Source organism: Telluribacter roseus (assembly GCF_017355915.2).
Lineage (GTDB): Bacteria > Bacteroidota > Bacteroidia > Cytophagales > Spirosomataceae > Telluribacter.
Genome location: NZ_JAFEUV020000006.1, coordinates 219,286 through 238,317 on the forward strand (window position 1 = coordinate 219,286; position 19,032 = coordinate 238,317).

Sequence of the window (19,032 nt, forward strand, 5' to 3'; positions counted from 1 at the left end):
TTACCCGCTACATCCATTTTCGCCACTTAAAATAGATAATCAGCCCGATGGTCACTACGATCATAATGCCCCATACCGCAAAGTACCCGTACCGGGTGGTGAGCTCGGGCATATATTCAAAGTTCATACCATAAACCCCCACTATAAAGGTCAGGGGCATGAAGATGGCTGAGAAGATGGTCAGCGTTTTCATGACGGAGTTCATGCGGTTGCTGAGGGTCGACAGGTGTACGTCCACCAAACTGGCCAGGAGTTCGCGGTAGGAGTCAATGGTATCGATGACCTGCATGGCGTGGTCGTGGAGGTCGCGCAGGTAAGGGGTGACTTCACGGGTAATGAGTGGGTTATCATCCCGCATGAGCTGGACGATGATTTCGCGCAGGGGCCATACTACACGTCTGAATAAGGTTAGCTCCCGTTTCAGCGAATACAGATCCGGCAGTGAAAAATTCTGCCTGCCACCAATGGCTTCATCCTCCATTCTGTCCAGCTCTTCGCCTACCCTTTCCAGGATCAGAAAGTAGTTGTCCACGATAATATCCATGAGGGCGTACAGCAGGTAGTCGGCTCCATAGCGGCGGGTTTTGCCGACGGAGGCTTTCAGACGCTCAATGACGGGTACGAATATATCCCCCGTGCGCTCTTCCTGAAACGAAACCAGGACTCTGTCGCCCAGCACAAAACTCACATGTTCGGCATTAAGACAGAAAGGCTTTTCCTGTTCAATGTGCAGCATTTTGAGCGTCAGGAATAGCCGGCCCCCATCGTAGTAGTCCAGCTTGGGCTTTTGCTCGGTATTCATAACGTCTTCAAGCAGGAGCGGATGCAGGCGGAAAAGCTGCCCCAACTGCCCGATCACCTGGCTCTCGTGAATACCGTCGACGTCGATCCAGGTTACATGGGGGTCTTTATTGTGGTGATTGGGCGTACAGGCCGCCACACTTTTTACGACCTCTTCCCGATGAAAACGCTCGTTGTACTCCACCCGCTTGATCTGGGTTTTCAGCTCAATTTCCGGCCCCACGTACGTAAGGGTACCTGGTGAAGTCAGCAGATTATTCCGGGTGGATTGGCGACGACGTTTTGACATTAAAGCAAGGTTATTTTGGGACTTAATTTAATTACGGACGGGCGGAGCAAAAAGCAAAAGCAGTCTCAGGTACTGAAACTGCTTTTGTGAATATATAATGACTAAAGTCGATCGTCATCTTTCATATGATATACCAGCACCGGTATATGTGTATCAAGGATGAGCTTTTTGGTGACGCTGGGATTGGTAATATATGCCTCAATAAAGGTACGCTGGCGCGCCGACACAATCAGTAGATCGGCTCCGACCTCATCACAGTAGGCTTCGATACCTCCCCGCACCGAATCAGCCTCCCGGATGACAAAACTTTCAGCGGGTACTCCAAATACAGTCTGTATCTCCTCGATATACTGGTGGTCGGGCTGTATGTTAGGCTGTACCGCCCCCCGGATTTTCAGAAAGGTCAGTTGGGCGCCCCAGTGTTCCACATTACGCATCACCTTTCGCAGGATGTTGATCTCGTCGTGCTCGAGCTGGGTAGCGTATACAACTTTACGTATGGCTTTGGGCTCGGACTGGGGTGGTACGATCAGCACCGGACAGGGTGCATCCAGGGCTATTTTGGTAGTACTGCTACCAATCAGCTTATCCAGAAATCCACCGGAGCCGGTGCGTCCCATGACCACCATGTCGGGGCGGTGCTCCTCAATGGCTTCAAATACCGCCGGATGGATTCCCCCGACAGCCCAGATTCCTTCGGCCTGGTAGCCTTCGCTCCGGGCCCGGGCCACGTACTCTTCCAGCCGGTTACGAAATGCCTCCTCCGTTCCGTTTTCTATCGGAAGTGCACCTACCCCCGCCGGAACGGTAGCGTCCGGAACATAAGGCTGGTAAGAGTGCAGGATGATAAGCTGGATGTCGGCTGGGCTGCCCATGAGTTTGGCAGCGGCCAGAGCCCGGTCGGCATTTTCGGAGAAATCAATGGGGACAAGAATCTTTTTCATGAGTAGGATGAGTGTATGTTCTGAGCATCAAGTTAGGGGAATAAAATAGGGAATTGCTATTCGTCCTGCCAAAGCACCTAAAAATTATTATGCCAGTAACATACGCTCATGCTATCAAATAGCAGAAAAGTCTTTCTATGAAAGTACCTTTGCGCCGCTTCGATAGCTTACCTGTCAGGTATTGGTTTGTACTTAATCCGTTAATTTTACAAACGTAATATTGCGCTTCAGACCTTCTAGCTTGGTGCGCTTTAGGGGCGAGCGCCTGAATACTTCCCGGAATACCTCTTCGGTTATTTCCTCCCAATCCTTAGAAGTTAATTCGGCAAGCTGAGCCGGGGGAGTGAACTCGCTGGTCTGGTGCGGTCGCGCGAAGCGGTTCCAGGGACATACATCCTGACAAATGTCACAGCCAAATACCCAGTTGCCAAACTTACCGCGTACCTCATCAGGAATGGCCTCTTTGAGCTCGATCGTAAAATAGCTGATGCATTTGCTGCCATCTACCACGTAGGGCTCTACGATGGCATCAGTGGGGCAGGCATCCACACAGCGGGTACAGGTGCCACAGTAGTCTTTAATAGGGCCATCCGGAGCCAGATCCACATCCAGAATTAGTTCGCCGATAAAGAAAAAGCTTCCCAGGTCGCGGTTGAGCAGATTGGTGTGCTTGCCGATCCAGCCCAGGCCGCTGCGAGCCGCCCAGGCCTTGTCCATAACAGGGGCCGAGTCCACAAAAGCCCGGCCACCTACTTCACCTACTTCCTCCCTGAGGGCGTCCAGGAGTGCCTTGAGCTTGTCTTTCAGTACGTAGTGGTAGTCAGTGCCGTAGGCATACTTTGAAATTTTATAAGTATCGTCGGTGTCAGGGAGTGGCTGCTCGGGGTAGTAGTTGAGCAGTACGGTCACGACCGACCGGGCGCCATCCACCAGCTTACGCGGATCGAGGCGCTTGTCGAAGTGGTTGGCCATCCAGGCCATCTGGCCGTGGTAGTTGCGCGCGAGCCATTCTTCCAGCCGTGGTGCTTCCTCTTCCAGAAATCCGGCTTTGGAAATGCCACAAAAGTCAAAACCTAACTCAATAGCTTTGGCTTTAAGGAACTTACTTCGCTGCTGACTGATTATATCTTCGGTAGTCATACTACAAAAATACAATCGTTCAGGCCTTTTAGTGCCAACTTGTCAGTTTTTGTGGGCTGGCAAAGTAATTTAGCACACTACTTGCTGAATAAAAGCTATAAAAGTACAAGTCAATTATGTCGGAAAATACACAGAACAACCAGGAAACTCACGCCGAAGAGCCCGAAATGGAAAAAGTGACTGACAATGGGGCGGAAGAGCAGGCTCCCACCGAAGTACAGGAGAAAGACCCGATGGAGGAGCTGAGAATTGAATTAGCTGAACTGAAAGATAAATATATACGGCTGTACGCCGATTTTGAAAATTTCCGTCGTCGTACGGCCAAGGAGAAGCTGGAGCTTATCGCTAATGCCAACGCCGAACTGTTGCGGTCTATACTGCCGGTGGTAGATGATTTTGAGCGGGCTAAGCAGTCGTTCGAAACTACAACTGAAGTAGAGCCACTCAAAGAAGGAGTTGACCTGATCTATAATAAGCTGTACAAAACGCTCGAAGGCAAAGGCCTGAAGCCCATGGATGCCAAAGGACAGCCTTTTGATGCCGAGCTGCACGAATCAGTAACGCAGTTTCCGGCTCCTACCGAAGACCTAAAGGGCAAGGTAGTAGACGAAATCGAAAAAGGCTACTATCTCAATGACAAGGTACTCAGGTACGCGAAAGTAGTAGTAGGCTCTTAACAAACCCTCACCCTCCCTCAGGAGGCTTCTCAAAACATCAAACCATAACTTTTGACTGGAGCAGTCATCTGTTGACTGAATAAAATGGCACAGAAAAGAGATTACTACGAAATACTTGGGGTGGATCGTGGAGCTTCGGCCGACGAGATCAAGAAGTCGTACCGCAAGCTGGCGATCAAGTACCACCCTGACAAAAATCCGGATGACCCAACTGCCGAAGATAAATTCAAGGAGGCAGCCGAGGCATATAGCGTCCTGAGCGACGAAGATAAGCGTCGTCGTTACGATCAGTTCGGCCATGCCGGAGTAGGTGGTAACGGAGGCGGCGGAGGTGCCTACGGAGCCGGCGGATTCACCATGGACGATATATTCTCCCAGTTTGGTGATATCTTCGGTGGTGATGGTAGTCCTTTCGGAGATATATTCGGTGGTCGCGCTACGGGCGGACGCCGGGTGCGCCGGGGCTCTGATCTGCGGATCAAGCTGAAGCTGGACCTGCAGGAAGTAGCCAACGGAGTAGAGAAGAAAATAAAAGTAAAGCGCCACGTAGCGTGTAATACCTGCGGAGGCAATGGTGCCAAACACGGTACCTCTCTTACTACCTGTACCACCTGTAATGGAGCCGGTCAGGTACGTAAGGTAGTTAATACCATGCTGGGCCAGATGGTATCCTCCAATACCTGCCCGACCTGTAACGGGGATGGCAAGATCATCAGCGAGCGCTGCGAGGCATGTGCGGGTGAAGGACGTCAGCTACAGGACGACCTGATCACGCTCAACATTCCGGGTGGTGTTGCCGATGGCATGCAACTATCCATGTCGGGCAAGGGTAATGTACCGGCACGCGGGGGAGTAGCCGGAGACCTGCTCATCGTGATCGAGGAGGAGGAAGACGAACACCTCAAGCGCGACGGCAACAACGTAGTGTTTGATATGCACCTGAGCTTCATCGATGCGGCGTTGGGTACTTCTACGGAGATTCCTACCATTGATGGCAAGGCACGTATCACCATAGAACCGGGTACCCAGGCGGGTAAGATCCTGCGTCTAAAGGGCAAAGGAATCAAAGACCTCAACGGTTACGGTAAGGGTGATCAGCTGGTACACGTTAATGTATGGACGCCTCAGCAGCTTTCGGCCGACGAGCGGGCTACCCTCGAGAAGCTACGCAACTCGCCCAACTTCCAGCCCAAGCCCGGTAAGAATGAGAAAGGCTTTTTTGATAAAATGAAAGATTTCTTCCATTGAATTACTGATTAGTTTCCCTATAAATAAGAAGCGCCCCGACCGGATTTCCGGTCGGGGCGCTTTGTTTAGGGCAGGAGCTATACTACTGGCCCATTACGTTGAAGCCAGTGATATGCTTCTGGAATATGGCATCGTACTTGGCAGTTGCCTGAGCCTGATTGGATTCGCGGCAGGCGTTAACAATGGTCTGCAGGATGTACAGGTCAATGTTAGCGTCACGCTGGTTCAGCGAGCCGTGTCTCTTCACAAAATTCAGGTTTTCGTCAGAACGACGCGCCATTGTATCAGCTATCTCAAGGGCCTTCTTGTTGTTACCCATCTGGAAGAGCGGGCGGATATAGTTAGCCGATATCTGGTCGTACGGGATACTCTCATCCGGCATTACCGTCAGGGCTCTGTCCATGGCTTTGCGGGCTTCTTCTACCTTATTTTCAGAAAGCAGCTGACCCACCAGGCGCAGGAACGAGATACGGGCTGTGAATATAGGCGACCCCAGGTAGGTATTGTCATAGTACACATCCGGGTTGTTGAGCTCACGCCAGAACATCTTGTCCATCATGGTCTTGTACATGATATCGGAGTTGACATAGCCGTCCGTAGCACCGGGTACCCGTACAGGCAGCAGGCGGAAGGCGTAGCCTTCTAGCTGCATGTACTCTTTCAGGTTGAGGTAGTTGGATCCGGCCAGCGTAGACGAGAAGTAAATAGGACGCTTCCAGTCGTTGGTGGAAATAATATCCAGCATGATCAGGTCCGACTTGTACAGGTCACGGTTGCCGATGGTCCAGCTGATCGAGTCGCTCAGGAAGGGCGCAAAGTCGCTCTTGATGATATTCATCTTCCGTACCTCTTCTACATTAACGGGCAGGAACAGCACAGACGAAGGCAGGATAGAGGTCATATCCCCGCTGGTAAGAGGTACCTGGATCGCCTTGTTTTCCTGCTTTACCAGGCTCATGTACTCTTTCAGGTTGATACCGCCTTTAACGCCGGGTATTTCGTAGAAAGGTACAATGTCATTCTTACCAAACGCGTAGTTGTTGGCTTCGAGCGAAATCGGTAGCGCCTCCGACTCGTAGGTCTTGCGCTTCATCTGGTTGATGTACCAGTCAGTACCCAACAGACTCAGGTTACACACCCGGACGTCGGTCCGGAAGCCTTCTACCTCCTGCACGTACCAGAGCGGGAAGGTATCGTTATCCCCACCCGTAAACAGAATAGCATTAGGCGCACATGAGTTGAGCAGGTTACGGGCAAAGTCTACCGAGTGGTAGCGGTTGCTGCGGTCGTGGTTGTCCCAGCCTTTGAAACCCATCATAAGAGGCACGGCCAGTCCGAGCGCGGCCGCTACGGCCGAGCGGGTGGTGGCGTTCTTGAGGAAGGCCGCCATACCTTCGGCAATGGCTATGACACCAAAGCCTATCCACATACAGAAGATATAGAACGAACCTACGTAAATGTAGTCACGCTCGCGGGGCTCTACCGGTGGAGAGTTGAGGTATACAACCAGGGCTACTCCCGTGAGCAGGAACAGCAGTCCGAGTACCAGCAGGTCACGGCGATTGCGGAAGTACTGGATCACCAACCCAAGCAGACCCAGGATAAAGGGCAGCATGAAGAAGTTATCGTGCGCTTTGTTTTTAGAGATGATCGAAGGATATTCCTTGGAGACATCCCAGGGTAGCAGGTTACCGGACCCTTCCTCGTCGCTTTCACGACCTACGAAGTTCCAGAGGAAGTAGCGCCAGTACATATGCCCGATCTGGTACGATAGCATAAAGCCAATGTTGTCAGCCAGGGTGGGTTTCTGGCCTTCGGCCAGGCCGGTCATCTCGCGGTAAAGCTGCGGGTGGCTGCCCTGGGTGCTGTACATACGAGGTAGCAATACGTTGGCTCCGGGCTCATACTCATACTCCGGGCGGTAGTCATAGACCACGTACTTGCCATTCTGACGACGGTACATAGGCTCGCCGCGTTTCTGGCTGATTGGCCGCGACACAAACGTAGGACCGTACAGCAGCGGACGGCTACCGTACTGCTCACGCTTAAGGTACGATACAAAGCTCAGTACATCCTGAGGGTTGTTCTCGTTGATAGGCGGGTTGTAGTTGGCTCGTACCAGTACCATCAGGTAGCTGGCGTATCCGATCAGCACGAAGGTCAGGGAGAGCAGGGCTACGTTCAGGATCACTTTGTTGTTTTTCTCCGAGTAGCGAATACCCCAGACCAGGGCTCCCAGGAACAGGATCACAAAGAATATCACGCCCGAGGTATAGGGGAGGCCGAGGGTGTTAACAAAGAAGATCTCAAACTTGCCCGCCATACTAGGTAAGCCGGGTATAATACCCGAGTTGATAATACCCAGTACTACCAGTCCGGCACCAAAGGCCAGAATACCACCAAACAGGCTGATGTTTTTATTCTTCTTGAAGTAGTACACCAGGGCAAGGGCCGGCAGCGTCACGAGGTTGAGCAAGTGAACGCCAATCGAAAGTCCTACCAGATAAGCGATGAAGATCAGCCAGCGGTTTTCGGCAGCTTCGTCTTCGATACGCTCCCACTTAAATACAGCCCAGATCACGATAGCCGTAAAGAATGACGACATACCGTATACTTCGGCTTCAACAGCCGAGAACCAGAAGGAGTCAGACCAGGTATAGGCCAGGGCACCTACTGCCCCCGCTCCCAGCAGCAGAATCGAATCAGCAGTGGTGAGGGCTTCGTCGGTTTTGGCCAGGAGCTTACGACCCAGCAGCGTGATGGTCCAGAACAGGAAAAGTATGGTAAAAGCACTAGTCAGAACCGATACCATATTGACCCAGAAGGCCACACTATCCAGATCACCAAAAGCAAACATGGAGAAAAGCCGACCGATCATCAGGAAGAAAGGAGCCCCCGGCGGGTGGGGTACCTGCAGCTTGAAGGCACAGGCGATAAACTCACCACAGTCCCAGAAGCTGGCCGTAGGCTCTACGGTAATAGAGTAAGTAAGTAAAGCAATCGCGAATACAATCCAACCGGTAAGGTTGTTGTAACGTTGAAAAGGGGTCATGTAAAATTAGTTTACAGTTTACAATGGCTTGTCAAAATGAGGTGGATAAGACCGCATACACATAGGGCTACAATGACAGCCGGTTCAAAATTAGCAAAATAACCTCAACCATCCCCTTTGGGCTTTCTTAAAAAGTGTTAAACAGAGGGGAGATGCGGCAAAAAAAAGACCCGCCGGTAGAGCGGGCCTTCGTGGTAAAGAGACGATGTGTATAGCTTAGCCGCGGTAGAATACCCACTTGGCCAGCTCCTTGTAGGATACCTTCTTGCCGTACATCAGGATACCTATCCGGTAGATGCGGGCGGCCAGCCAGGTAGTACCCATAAAGCCCAGTACCAGCAGTACCATCGAGAGGGCTATCTGCCAGGCCGGTACACCAAAGGGTATACGTACCATCATGATGATAGGTGACGTAAAGGGAATGATGGAGGTCCAGAAGGCCAGGCTGCCGTCGGGGTCGCGGAGGACAAACTGCGCAAATACAAACGAGAATATGATAGGCAACGTAATAGGCAGCATAAACTGCTGCGTATCGGCGTCGTTATCTACGGCTGCTCCCACCGCGCCAAAGAGCGCGCTGTACAGCAGGTAGCCTCCCAGGAAGTAAAACAGGAAGCAGGAGATAATCAGGGGCAGGTTCAGGCTGTTGACAGCCGATAGTACCTCTGATACCGGATTTTGAGGACCTGAGTTGGCCTTTAAGGCTGAGGCAGGCATATTCTTGTTAAGATCATTAAACTGCTGCTCGATCTGCTTGGGGTCTTTCGGGAACTGATCGCCCAGCATGGCACCGGCCGCTGAGGTAAGGGCTACGGTAAGCAGTATCCACAGGACAAACTGTGTCAGACCTACCAGCGCGACCCCAATAATCTTACCCATCATGAGCTGAAAAGGCTTCACCGACGAGATGATCACCTCCACGATGCGGCTGGTTTTTTCTTCGGTAACACCCCGCATCACCTGCGTACCATACACAAATACGGAGATGTAGATCAGAAACGCACAAATCCCCCCGATGGCGGTGGCAGCGCCCGAGCTACTGCTTTTTTCGCCTTCCTCACTGAGGCTGATGGTTTGGGAGTCTACGTTGATCCGGGAGTCTTCCAGTACCCGCCGGGTAATACCCGCTTCGGTTAGCTTGATGTTCTCGATCTGCTTTTCGATGGTCTTCTCTATATCCGACTGCAGCTCCAGACTCACGTTCTTGGGCGCGTATATCTTCACATTTTTCGGATTATCCATCACATTCTCCGGTATGTACACCAGTGCCGTAGACTTGGTGGCCTTCAGGCTGGCTTTGGCGGAGTCCAGCGACATATTGAGATACTGAAAGTTGATGGTCTTGGAGTTCTGGAACTGACCGGTAAACAAGCCGCTCTGGTCCAGTACCTGAACGTTTTTGGATTCGACGGAGCCCACCGCTACCCAGATCACCGTGGCATAAAAGCCGACGAACAGGAGCGGGGCCAGGAAGGTCATGATCAGGAAGGATTTCTTCTTGACCCTAACCATGTATTCACGTTTGAGGACGAGTAGGATGTTTCTCATTTTTAAGGCGGTATGCTTTAGGCTATATGCTGTAAGCTATTTCTGTATTTAGACACACACTATTTGAATGCTACGTTTAAGAGAACCCATATATCTTGATCTCATAAACTCTTTCAAACTCTCCACTAAGCTTCGGGTACTTCGTTGACGGCCCGTACAAACACATCGTTCATAGTCGGGATGTTTTCTCCGAAGGCACGGACCTCTACTTGGCTGATCAGGTCCCGTAACAGCTGATTGGAGTTGATACCTTCCGGAAGCTGAATATCAGCGCGGTGGTAGCCGGGTTCTATCTCGCGGCTTGACCTTACGGCATACTGCTCTACCAGGCCGTTGAGCATACCGGTATATTCTACAAAGTACGTGTTCGTCTTGAACTGCTCCTTGATCTGCTTCTTGGGGCCGTCCAGTACCTTCTTGGACCTATTAATGAGGGCTATGTAGTCGCAGAGCTCTTCTACGGTTTCCATGCGGTGCGTCGAGAAGATCACCGTACTGCCTTTCTGACGCAGCTCCAGTATTTCGTCGCGGATCAGATTGGCATTGATGGGGTCAAAGCCCGAGAAAGGCTCATCCAGGATGATCAGGTCAGGCTCGTGCAGTACCGTCGACACAAACTGCACCTTCTGCTGCATCCCCTTGGAGAGGTCCGAGACGTTCTTGTCCCACCAGGTCTTGATGTCAAACTTGATAAACCAGCTTTTGAGCTTCTCCATGGCCTGCTTCTCCGATAGCCCTTTGAGCTGGGCCAGGTACAGGAGCTGGTCGCCTACCTTCATCTTTTTGTAAAGGCCGCGCTCTTCCGGCAGGTACCCTATGTGCCTGATGTGATTTTCGCTCAGGGGTTTGCCGTCAAATAGTACATGGCCACTATCGGGACCGGTAATCTGGTTAATAATCCGGATAAGGGAGGTTTTGCCGGCACCATTCGGTCCCAAAAGTCCGAAGATGGAGCCTTTCGGAATAGAAATACTCACGTCGTCGAGGGCACGGTGGTTGGCGTACTCCTTTACGATGTGGTGCGTTTCAAGAATATTCATAGGATACTAGTAGGGGGTGTATAAGTACTGTACGCCGGTACCCCTGTTTTATGTATAGCGGAGGCGGGGTACTTTTCAAAATTGCAAAGAAGCACACCCTTACACAACTTTTACCGGATAAATAATCCCCCGGAAGGATGAATGGCTTAAAACCAGACTGAGTGGCCCCTCCTGAGGAACAGTAGTCAGTACGGGTACCTGCGGAGGTGAATATATGAAGCTTACTGGTGCAAAAACACCAGCAAGGGCCTAAACAAACTTTCGAAGGCTCATCATGTACCCCAGATGGATCCCTTCGTGGTAATTGTTGAATTCGAAGGCGTCTTTGAGCGAAGCCAGATGGAATCCGGTTGCTGTCATTCTTTCGTTATATGTGATAAATTTCTCACTACTTAAGTCTTCCTCCGTTTTCTCTATAAGTGAAGTCAAAAGCGATTGCAGCTCCTTAATTTCGCCTTCTGAAAGGGGGACTGTCGGTCTGGTACCGGGCTGGTAAAGCTCAACCATACCATCCGATATATACATGGGCAGGCCGGATCCCTTGTATATCAGGGATTGTTGGGCTACTATGATATGCCCGATGTTCCAGATGAGGTTGTTATTAAAGCCGCTGGGTACTTTATTCAGTTGCTCGGGAGTGTAGTTGTCAATAAAGTCAGAGTAGATATTCCGGCTGGTTTTCCAGGTTTTTAATAAGGCTTCCATTACTACTTTTTGTTCTGATAGTTTCTGCGCCTAAATGTAGAAACGATGCCAGTAAAAACTAGGAGTTGATAAATAAATATGACTGGTACAGCTTGTCAGGCACTCGTGAATGGGGTGAATGCATTAGAAGTGGAGCCATTGTTAGCCAGGTGGAAGCAGTAAAACAGGTACGGGCGCAGCGCCCGTACCCTTCGTGGCTCAGGAGTACTTGCTCCGGATCTGGAACAGGACCCAGAAGCCGATGGCGCCGCCAATGAGCAGACTCAGAATGTTGAGCTGGATGAGACTACCGAGCAGATTGAGCAGCAGGGCGTAGTACAGGATACGCCAGCCCTGGATACGGCGGTCGCGCAGCGGCGTAAACGCTACCAGGTACATGACCAGTACCAGGGCAGACAGGACAATCCCCAGCCAGAATACTGGTGTACTACCATAGGGGACTATGGCAAGCGCAACGGTACCCATACCCAGGGCCGTCAGGATGGCAAGCAGCCCCATGAGAGCCCCTATCAGCATCAGGTAGGGGCCGTACTTTACCAGAAACTCTTTCACCTCCTCCGGAAAGTCAGGGAATTTGCCCAGAAAGATAGGTTCCAGTTCTTTTTCGAGAAGCAGTTTTTGTTCCATGGTGGTTAAGGATAAGATGAGTGGGAAAGAAGCGTGTAACGACTAAAACTAGTTTATTACCGGCAGAATGTCAATAGCTTACGAACCGAAGGTGGCAGAGGTACGCGGTAGGGGCGGTTGCCAAATTGGCTGCTAACTCAGGCGATGTGCCGTTTTATGGCTATGTTTAGTGTATCAATGGCCGCCGCACGCACCTGTTTGTTCTGATTTCTAACCTAAAGTAGTCCGTATTTTCTAAGCCAAACGTATGAAACGACTCGCACTGCACTGGCAGATCTTGATTGGTATGGTAGCTGGTGTAGGCGCCGGATATGCTCTATCGGCCTTTACCTGGGGTACCCAGTTTGTCATCGATTGGATCAAGCCCTTTGGTACCATTTTCATCAATCTGCTGAAGCTGATTGCTATTCCGCTCATAGTGGCTTCGCTGATCAAGGGAGTATCAGACCTGCAGGATATCCGCCAGCTTTCGCGGCTGGGTACCCGTACCATCGGCCTGTATCTGGTTACGACCATCGTTGCCATTACCATAGGATTACTCGTAGTCAATTTGATTAGTCCGGGAAGCTTTATTCAGGAGGCTACCCGTACCGAACTCATGGGCAGCTTCGGCGCCAATGCGGATCAAAGCATGTCTGCCGCCGCGGCCAACAAGAACCGGGGGCCCCTCACGGCGCTGGTTGAGGTGGTACCCGACAACATCATCGGAGCGGCGGGCTCCAACAGCAATATGCTGCAGGTGATCTTCTTTGTGGTCTTCTTCGGCATTGGGCTTATCCTGATCGCCCCCGAAAAGGCGGAGCCGGTCAAGCGTTTTTTTGACGGAGTCAATGAGGTCATCCTCAAGATGATCGACCTGATCATGCTCGTTGCTCCCATTGGAGTATTTGCTCTGCTGGCGGCCCTGGTGGCCGAGTCGCCTTCCCCGGATATATTCAAGGCGCTGGGCGTATACGCCCTGACGGTGCTGATCGGGCTGGCGGCGCTCATCTTCCTGTTTTATCCTACTCTGGTTCGCCTGTTTGCGGGAGTGTCGTACGTTCGTTTCTTTAGGGGAATAGGTCCGGCTCAGCTACTGGCCTTCTCCACCAGTTCCAGCGCCGCCACCCTGCCCGTAACCATGGAGCGGGTAGAGGAGCATATCGGGGTAGAGAAAGAAGTAACTTCGTTTGTACTGCCGGTAGGGGCTACCATCAATATGGACGGTACCAGCCTGTACCAGGCAGTGGCGGCGGTATTCATCTCGCAGGCCTTCGGGGATGATGTCACTATTATGGAGCAGCTGACCATCGTGCTGACGGCCCTGCTGGCCTCCATAGGCACAGCGGCCGTACCGGGAGCGGGCGTACTGATGCTGGTGATTGTGCTGGAGTCCATCGGAGTCAATCCGGCGGGTATCGCCCTGATACTGGCCATTGATCGCCCGCTGGACATGTGCCGCACGGTCGTCAACATCACCAGCGACGCCACCGTGGCGATCATAGTAGGTAAAAGCCTCGGCAAACTCACGTCGCCTCATCCCAAAAACTGGGACGATAACTTCTAGATTTTGGGTTATTTGTCTTAACAATTGTATTATTCTTTATTTAAGTTGTCTTACGTAAGTAATTGTTAGTAAGCGGGGCTACGTTCGCTTTTATCTTTCCGCTTTTTTTTTATGTTTGCTAATTATAACAGACATTGTAGCCTCCCTTTACTAATCGTATGAAGAAAAATCTAATCCTACTTAATTGGGTACTGATTACAGTCGCCGCACTGACCACGGTACTAAGTGAATACGGAATACTCGCGATATCAGATCCGGTTTTGCTTTCGCTACGCTGGCTGGCGCTGGCCGGGCTGCTGACGTACGCTTTCATAAAGAAAAACCTTACGACCTCTATTCTGGTGGCCATGCTGGTCGGGACTGAAATAGGCTACGATTTTCCCGAATTTGCTACCAACCTGCGCTTCCTGCGTCAGATATTCCTGCAGATGATCAAGACGGTCATTGCTCCGCTCTTGTTTGCTACGCTGGTTGCGGGCATAGCCGGCCATTCGGACCTGAAGCAGGTAGGGCGCATGGGCTGGAAATCTCTGCTGTACTTCGAGATAGTTACTACCATTGCTCTTTTTATCGGCCTCATATTTGCCAACTGGTTCAAGCCCGGTGAGGGAATCATACCTCCGGCCTCACTCAACGAAACGTTGCCTAAGGTGGAGCAGCAGGGCTGGCAGAGCATCATCACGCACGCGTTCCCCGAGAATATCGCCAAATCCATCTACAATGGTGAAGTACTGCAGATTGTGGTGTTCAGTGTAATATTTGGAGTGGCGCTGGCCATGCTTCCTGATGAGAAGAAGAAGAAGTTTGTGGGTGGCGTAGAGCTTCTGGCCGAGGTGATGTTCAAGTTCACCAAGATCATCATGCTGTTTGCTCCCATCGGGGTAGGTGCCGCCATCGCCGAAACGGTAGGTCACATGGGTATCGATGTACTTAAGAACCTGGCTATGCTGCTGGCTACGCTGTACTGCGCGCTGCTGGCCTTCCTGGGGCTGGTACTGGTGCCGGTGGCGCTGTTTGCCCGTATTCCTATCATCAAGTTTGCCAAGAATATCGCCGAGCCGGTTTCGATCGCCTTCGCTACGACCAGTTCGGAGTCGGCCCTGCCCAAGGCCATGGAGCGGATGGAGAAGTTCGGTGTACCTCGTCAGATTGTTTCCTTTGTAATGCCTACCGGCTACAGCTTCAACCTGGATGGCTCTACGCTGTACCTGGCGCTGGCTACCATATTTGTAGCCCAGGCATCGGGTGCCGACTTCCCGGTCAGTGAGCAGATCGCCATGGTATTCCTGCTCATGCTCACGAGTAAGGGCGTAGCGGGTATACCGCGTGCTACGCTGGTGATCCTTTTGGGAGCGGTAGCTAACTTCGGACTGCCCGAGTGGCCCGTACTGCTGATCATGGGTATTGACGAGCTGATGGATATGGCCCGTACCTCCGTTAACGTAATTGGTAACTGCCTCGCCACCGGTGTAATAGCGCGCTGGGAGGGCGAACTGGACGACGCCAAAATGCAGGCTTCTGATCAGATACCTGACAATGGTGCTATCAAAGAACTGGAAGAAGCTGAACAGATCTGAACAGACTGCCGCTGATATACCTTACTCCCGGCTAGTATATGGCCGGGAGTTTTTTATTTAGGACTGGAATACCTTTCTGTAAATAGGCTTTCGGTACGCAAACTGCGCCCAGAAAACCGGGTACATCAGGTAGTCGAACAGGATAAAAGGCGTACGGTACTCGATTTCATCGGCAATGACGGTACCTGTGCCCTGGCGTAGCAGCCGGTGCTTATGGCGCCAGTACTTCAGAAAAAAGGGCAGCTTGATCCCCTTGTCTATAAAGAAGATCTCCTCCTGATCGGATTCCTGCTCGGTGATCAGGCTGGTCCATTGCTCCTGAAACAGAAAAAAATTTAGCTCCAGACTGACGGTGTCGCCTTTGTGGCTGCCGTCAAACCGCAACAGGCGTACGGGTGGAAAGGGGGGGCTCAGCTTCAGGAACAGCGATTTGTCAAAGCCTTCCCAGACCTTGCGGATCGGAGCCGACACGGGAGTATGTATATGGAGTCTCATGCTTTGCAATGATCAGCAGCCCGTTGACCAGTGACCATTTTAGAGTTTAGTGTCGGTTAGTAGTAACCGTTCAACTACTCGTGGTGGCAAAGAGTTTGGTGAGAACCCTATTTAATGAAGAGGTTTTTCTACTATATCCCGCCGACGGGGCTGCATAGGATTAGGCATGGGCGCCATCTTGTTACGGAACTGTGGCACAGGCTGCGGGAAAGCACCGGGCATGGGCTCTACCAGCCCGGGACGCAGGATGGGCATATTATCCCATTCGGAATACGTGACGTAGCTCGTATCACGCTGATTTAGCCAGGGCTGCGGGCCCGGCGGAACAAAGCGGTACTGCGGGCCCGGCAGTGAATCCAGAGGGTGTACTCTGGGTACCAGGCCCGGTACCTGGGCCAGCAGATTCCCGCTATACAACAACCCTATGGTAAGCAATGGGTACTTCATTTTTTTGATTTTCATAAAAAGACACGGCTTTCCGGAAGATGTTGCATCAGTTAGCAACAGAAACTTTTACCATAAATTTTTAAAATATATTATTAACTATTTTTATTATTGTAAAATAAATTAGAAAAGAAAGATGTACACAGTCTACGGAATCTCTAACTGCAACACCGTCAAGAAGGCACTGACCTGGCTGGATGAACAGGGCGTAGCTTACCAGTTTCACGACTATAAGAAAAAGGGCATTACTCCTGAGAAGCTGGATAACTGGCTCGGGCAGGAGCCCTGGGAAAAGCTGGTGAACCGGGCAGGTACTACCTGGCGCCAACTGTCGGAAGCCGAAAAGGCCGGAGCCAGCAGTGCGGAGGGCGCTACTCAGCTCATGCTCCAGAAGACGTCGGTAATCAGGCGGCCGTTGATCGAAGATGAGAGCGGTACCATTGTAGCGCTGGGATTTTCGGAGGAAGCCTACCACGAAGCTTTACAGAAATAAGTAATCCAATACCTGACATTCCTAACCCTTAATTCCATTTAAGTATACTGACTATTTCATGACCTTTATCTTCAAACGAGTAACTATTCTATTGGCCTTTATGGCACTGGCGGGCTGTTCAAGCCTGTCCAGGACTTCATCCAGCAGTAAATCGGCGCCTAAAAACTTTATGGTGATCGGCTACTACACGCCGGGCACGGCCGAGCCTGAGAGCATCCCCATGGACCTGCTCACGCACGTCAACTATTCGTTTGCGATACCGGCTCCGTCGGGTGATACGCTGATTCCTCTTAAAGACGACTCCGTCCTGAAGCGCCTGGTCAGGCACGTACACGACAACCGCAAGCAGGTATTTATCTCCATTGGTGGATGGGGTATTGGTGATGGTGGTGGCGAAGATGGCCGTTTTCACCGGATGGCTGAGCGTGCCGAAGGCCGCCGCGCCTTTATCGAGAGTACTATGCAGTTTGTGCGGAAGTACAACCTGGACGGGGTGGATTTGGATTGGGAGTACCCCGATGAGGACCATCCCTCGGCTGACCACTACGTAGCGCTGGTACAGGACCTGGCCAAGCAGTTGCACGCCGAAAATAAAAAGCTGACTGCCGCGGTAGTATCGTACGGGAAGAAAGGCTACGGTATCAAGAAGGAAGCGTTCGATGCCATGGACTGGATCAACCTGATGGCCTACGACGACGATTACAGCAAAGACTACCTGGCCGCTCACTCGCCGTACGCACTGGCTATCCAGAGCCTCGACTACTGGATTAAGGAAAGAGGCCTGCCGGCTTCCAAGGCGGTACTAGGGCTGCCCTTCTACGCCAAAAAAGGCTTCGGGCAGTATGGCCCCGGCTATAAGCAGCTCCTGGCCGATGGCGCCAGCCCCTACGATGATTTCTGGAAGGGCTCCTTCTACAACGGTATTGTTACCACTGAGGCCAAAACCCGCCTGGCTATTGAGCGGGAGTGCCCGGGCGTGATGATCTGGGAGATTGGTCTGGATGTCAACGATGATCGTTCGCTACTGCGGGCAATCAACCGGGCTAAGGGAGGCAAATAAATATAAGCAGGTATATATCAATAGTTAGGATAGTGGTGGCTTTTGGGTCACCACTACTAGTTTACGGCCATCGGCCAGCGTCGTAGCAAACAGGTACCGGTCGCCGCCTTCCCTGATTTTCCACTTCTTGCGCAGGTCCTGTATGGTAGCCGGGAAATTGCGCAGCGTGAGGTTAGCCTTGCCCTCGGGCAGGTAGGCGTGCAGTTCCCGGGCATCGGGCTTACATACCGCCACTACGGCAAAGCCCCTTCCGGGGAAATCGGGTAGCCACTCATCAGAGGTATAGAGGTGGCTGCTGGGGGCAATTTTGATCAGGCCAAAGCGGCTGGCTACACTGCGGAAAGCACCGGCTTTGAGCAGGGTCGCGTGCGGTTCGTACAGGTACTTCATGGGCTCTCCCAACTGTACTTCGGCCCGGGCTTCATCGGGTCGGGTAAAGTCAAAACCAGCCAACGTACTACCGTCGGCATTCAGGATACGTACTTTTAGGATAGGCTCATGCGTGGCAGGTGTATCGGTCGTGATCAGGTACAGTACTTCCTTGCATTCACTTTCCAGCCCTATCACATGTACTTCCTGCACCCCTTGAAGTTCTTTGACCGAAAGATCAATATCAAGCAGGGGCGATGTTTTGACCAGCAGGCGGGGCGCGCACCGCTGCAGAAGAGGCAGCGCCGTGACTATATCCGGTGTGCAGTCGGCCAGGCGTACGACCTTACGCTGCTGCTCGTCGCGACGGGCCGGATCGGCGTAGATCCAGTCGGCCGGAATGGGGTGCTGGCTGAGGGCCGATAGGGCTTCTTCGTTTCGAATGGTAATATGGTCTGCCCCCAGTACCTGCAGGTTATAGGCTGCCGACCGCGCTACTTCGGGCTGTTGTTCAAAGTAGGTAGTCTGCTCGAAGGACTGGCTCATGTAGTAGCAGTCTACCCCCATGCCTCCGGTGATGTCGATGAGGTGCCTGCCGGCGAGGTGCCCGCCGGCGAGGTGCCCACCGACTACCAGTCCGGCCTTATACCGGGCCGTAGCCTGCGACGACCCCTGCTCCACCGACAGCGGCGGCGGAAACAGCAACTGCTCATTCAGGTACCATTCGGGTAGTTTATAGCGGGCCTTCTGGCGGGCGGCTATCTGCTTTACTACCTTCTGAATATCCAGGTTAGGCGAGGAGCGGTGTTTCAGCAGCAGGGTAGCTACGTCATCCTGAATATGCTCCCGCACGAATGTTCGTTCGGCGGCTGTAAGGCCGGTGGCGTTGCTGTTATCGGGGGTTGGGGTACTTACCATGCTTCAAAAATAACGGGTAGCAGGCTATGTATGGTCTTTCGGACCTGTCTCCGGAAGCG

Annotated in this window: 17 protein-coding genes; 6 read left to right on the forward strand and 11 right to left on the reverse strand. The window is 52.1% G+C overall.

From position 1 onward, the window contains the following. Positions 1-7 precede the first annotated feature (7 nt). From corA to queG, 3 genes are all read right to left on the reverse strand, one after another. On the reverse strand, positions 8-1,090 hold the full coding sequence (gene corA / locus JTN23_RS13525) for a magnesium/cobalt transporter CorA (RefSeq protein WP_247235373.1): 1,083 nt from the start codon (positions 1,088-1,090) through the stop codon (positions 8-10). A gap of 101 nt (positions 1,091-1,191) precedes the next feature. Further along, the gene (locus tag JTN23_RS13530) at positions 1,192-2,034 is read right to left on the reverse strand and encodes a universal stress protein (protein WP_247235374.1); all 843 of its coding nucleotides are present in this window, start codon (positions 2,032-2,034) and stop codon (positions 1,192-1,194) included. Between the two features lie 192 nt (positions 2,035-2,226). Further along, the gene (queG, locus tag JTN23_RS13535) at positions 2,227-3,174 is read right to left on the reverse strand and encodes a tRNA epoxyqueuosine(34) reductase QueG (RefSeq protein ID WP_247235375.1); all 948 of its coding nucleotides are present in this window, start codon (positions 3,172-3,174) and stop codon (positions 2,227-2,229) included. 116 nt (positions 3,175-3,290) lie between these two features. Here queG and JTN23_RS13540 point away from each other — a divergent pair, with 116 nt between their 5' ends. Together JTN23_RS13540 and dnaJ are read left to right on the forward strand one after the other, a co-directional pair. Further along, complete coding sequence (locus JTN23_RS13540; protein ID WP_247235376.1) at positions 3,291-3,851, forward strand: nucleotide exchange factor GrpE; 561 nt, start codon at positions 3,291-3,293, stop codon at positions 3,849-3,851. Between the two features lie 84 nt (positions 3,852-3,935). Further along, complete coding sequence (dnaJ, locus tag JTN23_RS13545) at positions 3,936-5,099, forward strand: molecular chaperone DnaJ (RefSeq protein WP_247235377.1); 1,164 nt, start codon at positions 3,936-3,938, stop codon at positions 5,097-5,099. Between the two features lie 82 nt (positions 5,100-5,181). Here the strand turns inward: dnaJ and JTN23_RS13550 are convergent, their stop codons facing one another. The 5 genes from JTN23_RS13550 to JTN23_RS13570 all read right to left on the reverse strand — a co-directional run bounded on the left by JTN23_RS13550 (position 5,182) and on the right by JTN23_RS13570 (position 12,071). Further along, a complete protein-coding gene (locus tag JTN23_RS13550) occupies positions 5,182-8,151 on the reverse strand; it encodes a glycosyltransferase family 117 protein (RefSeq protein ID WP_247235378.1) in 2,970 nt (989 codons plus the stop codon). A gap of 216 nt (positions 8,152-8,367) precedes the next feature. Further along, on the reverse strand, positions 8,368-9,699 hold the full coding sequence (locus JTN23_RS13555; RefSeq protein ID WP_247235379.1) for an ABC transporter permease: 1,332 nt from the start codon (positions 9,697-9,699) through the stop codon (positions 8,368-8,370). Between the two features lie 125 nt (positions 9,700-9,824). Beyond that, a complete protein-coding gene (locus JTN23_RS13560; RefSeq protein WP_247235380.1) occupies positions 9,825-10,739 on the reverse strand; it encodes an ABC transporter ATP-binding protein in 915 nt (304 codons plus the stop codon). 249 nt (positions 10,740-10,988) lie between these two features. Next, complete coding sequence (locus JTN23_RS13565) at positions 10,989-11,444, reverse strand: DinB family protein (protein ID WP_247235381.1); 456 nt, start codon at positions 11,442-11,444, stop codon at positions 10,989-10,991. Positions 11,445-11,642: 198 nt separating this feature from the next. Then, a complete protein-coding gene (locus JTN23_RS13570) occupies positions 11,643-12,071 on the reverse strand; it encodes a hypothetical protein (RefSeq protein WP_247235382.1) in 429 nt (142 codons plus the stop codon). A 247-nt stretch (positions 12,072-12,318) separates the two neighbouring features. On the opposite strand from JTN23_RS13570, the gene JTN23_RS13575 reads away from it, so the two are divergent. Both JTN23_RS13575 and JTN23_RS13580 read left to right on the forward strand, forming a co-directional pair. After that, positions 12,319-13,617, forward strand: a complete 1,299-nt coding sequence (locus JTN23_RS13575; RefSeq protein ID WP_247235383.1) for a dicarboxylate/amino acid:cation symporter — start codon at positions 12,319-12,321, stop codon at positions 13,615-13,617. Between the two features lie 158 nt (positions 13,618-13,775). Further along, positions 13,776-15,194, forward strand: a complete 1,419-nt coding sequence (locus JTN23_RS13580; protein WP_247235384.1) for a dicarboxylate/amino acid:cation symporter — start codon at positions 13,776-13,778, stop codon at positions 15,192-15,194. A gap of 57 nt (positions 15,195-15,251) precedes the next feature. On the opposite strand, the gene JTN23_RS13585 is transcribed toward JTN23_RS13580, so the two are convergent. Continuing rightward, entirely contained in the window at positions 15,252-15,689 is a 438-nt protein-coding gene (locus tag JTN23_RS13585) for an SRPBCC family protein (RefSeq protein WP_247235385.1), read from the reverse strand. A 111-nt stretch (positions 15,690-15,800) separates the two neighbouring features. Then, on the reverse strand, positions 15,801-16,151 hold the full coding sequence (locus tag JTN23_RS13590) for a hypothetical protein (protein ID WP_247235386.1): 351 nt from the start codon (positions 16,149-16,151) through the stop codon (positions 15,801-15,803). 118 nt (positions 16,152-16,269) lie between these two features. Here JTN23_RS13590 and JTN23_RS13595 point away from each other — a divergent pair, with 118 nt between their 5' ends. After that, positions 16,270-16,626: an ArsC family reductase gene (locus tag JTN23_RS13595; protein ID WP_247235388.1), complete on the forward strand. Its 357-nt coding sequence runs from the start codon at positions 16,270-16,272 to the stop codon at positions 16,624-16,626. A 58-nt stretch (positions 16,627-16,684) separates the two neighbouring features. Then, complete coding sequence (locus JTN23_RS13600) at positions 16,685-17,686, forward strand: glycosyl hydrolase family 18 protein (RefSeq protein WP_247235389.1); 1,002 nt, start codon at positions 16,685-16,687, stop codon at positions 17,684-17,686. A 24-nt stretch (positions 17,687-17,710) separates the two neighbouring features. Here the strand turns inward: JTN23_RS13600 and JTN23_RS13605 are convergent, their stop codons facing one another. After that, positions 17,711-18,973: a THUMP-like domain-containing protein gene (locus JTN23_RS13605; protein ID WP_247235390.1), complete on the reverse strand. Its 1,263-nt coding sequence runs from the start codon at positions 18,971-18,973 to the stop codon at positions 17,711-17,713. Between the last annotated feature and the right edge of the window lie 59 nt (positions 18,974-19,032).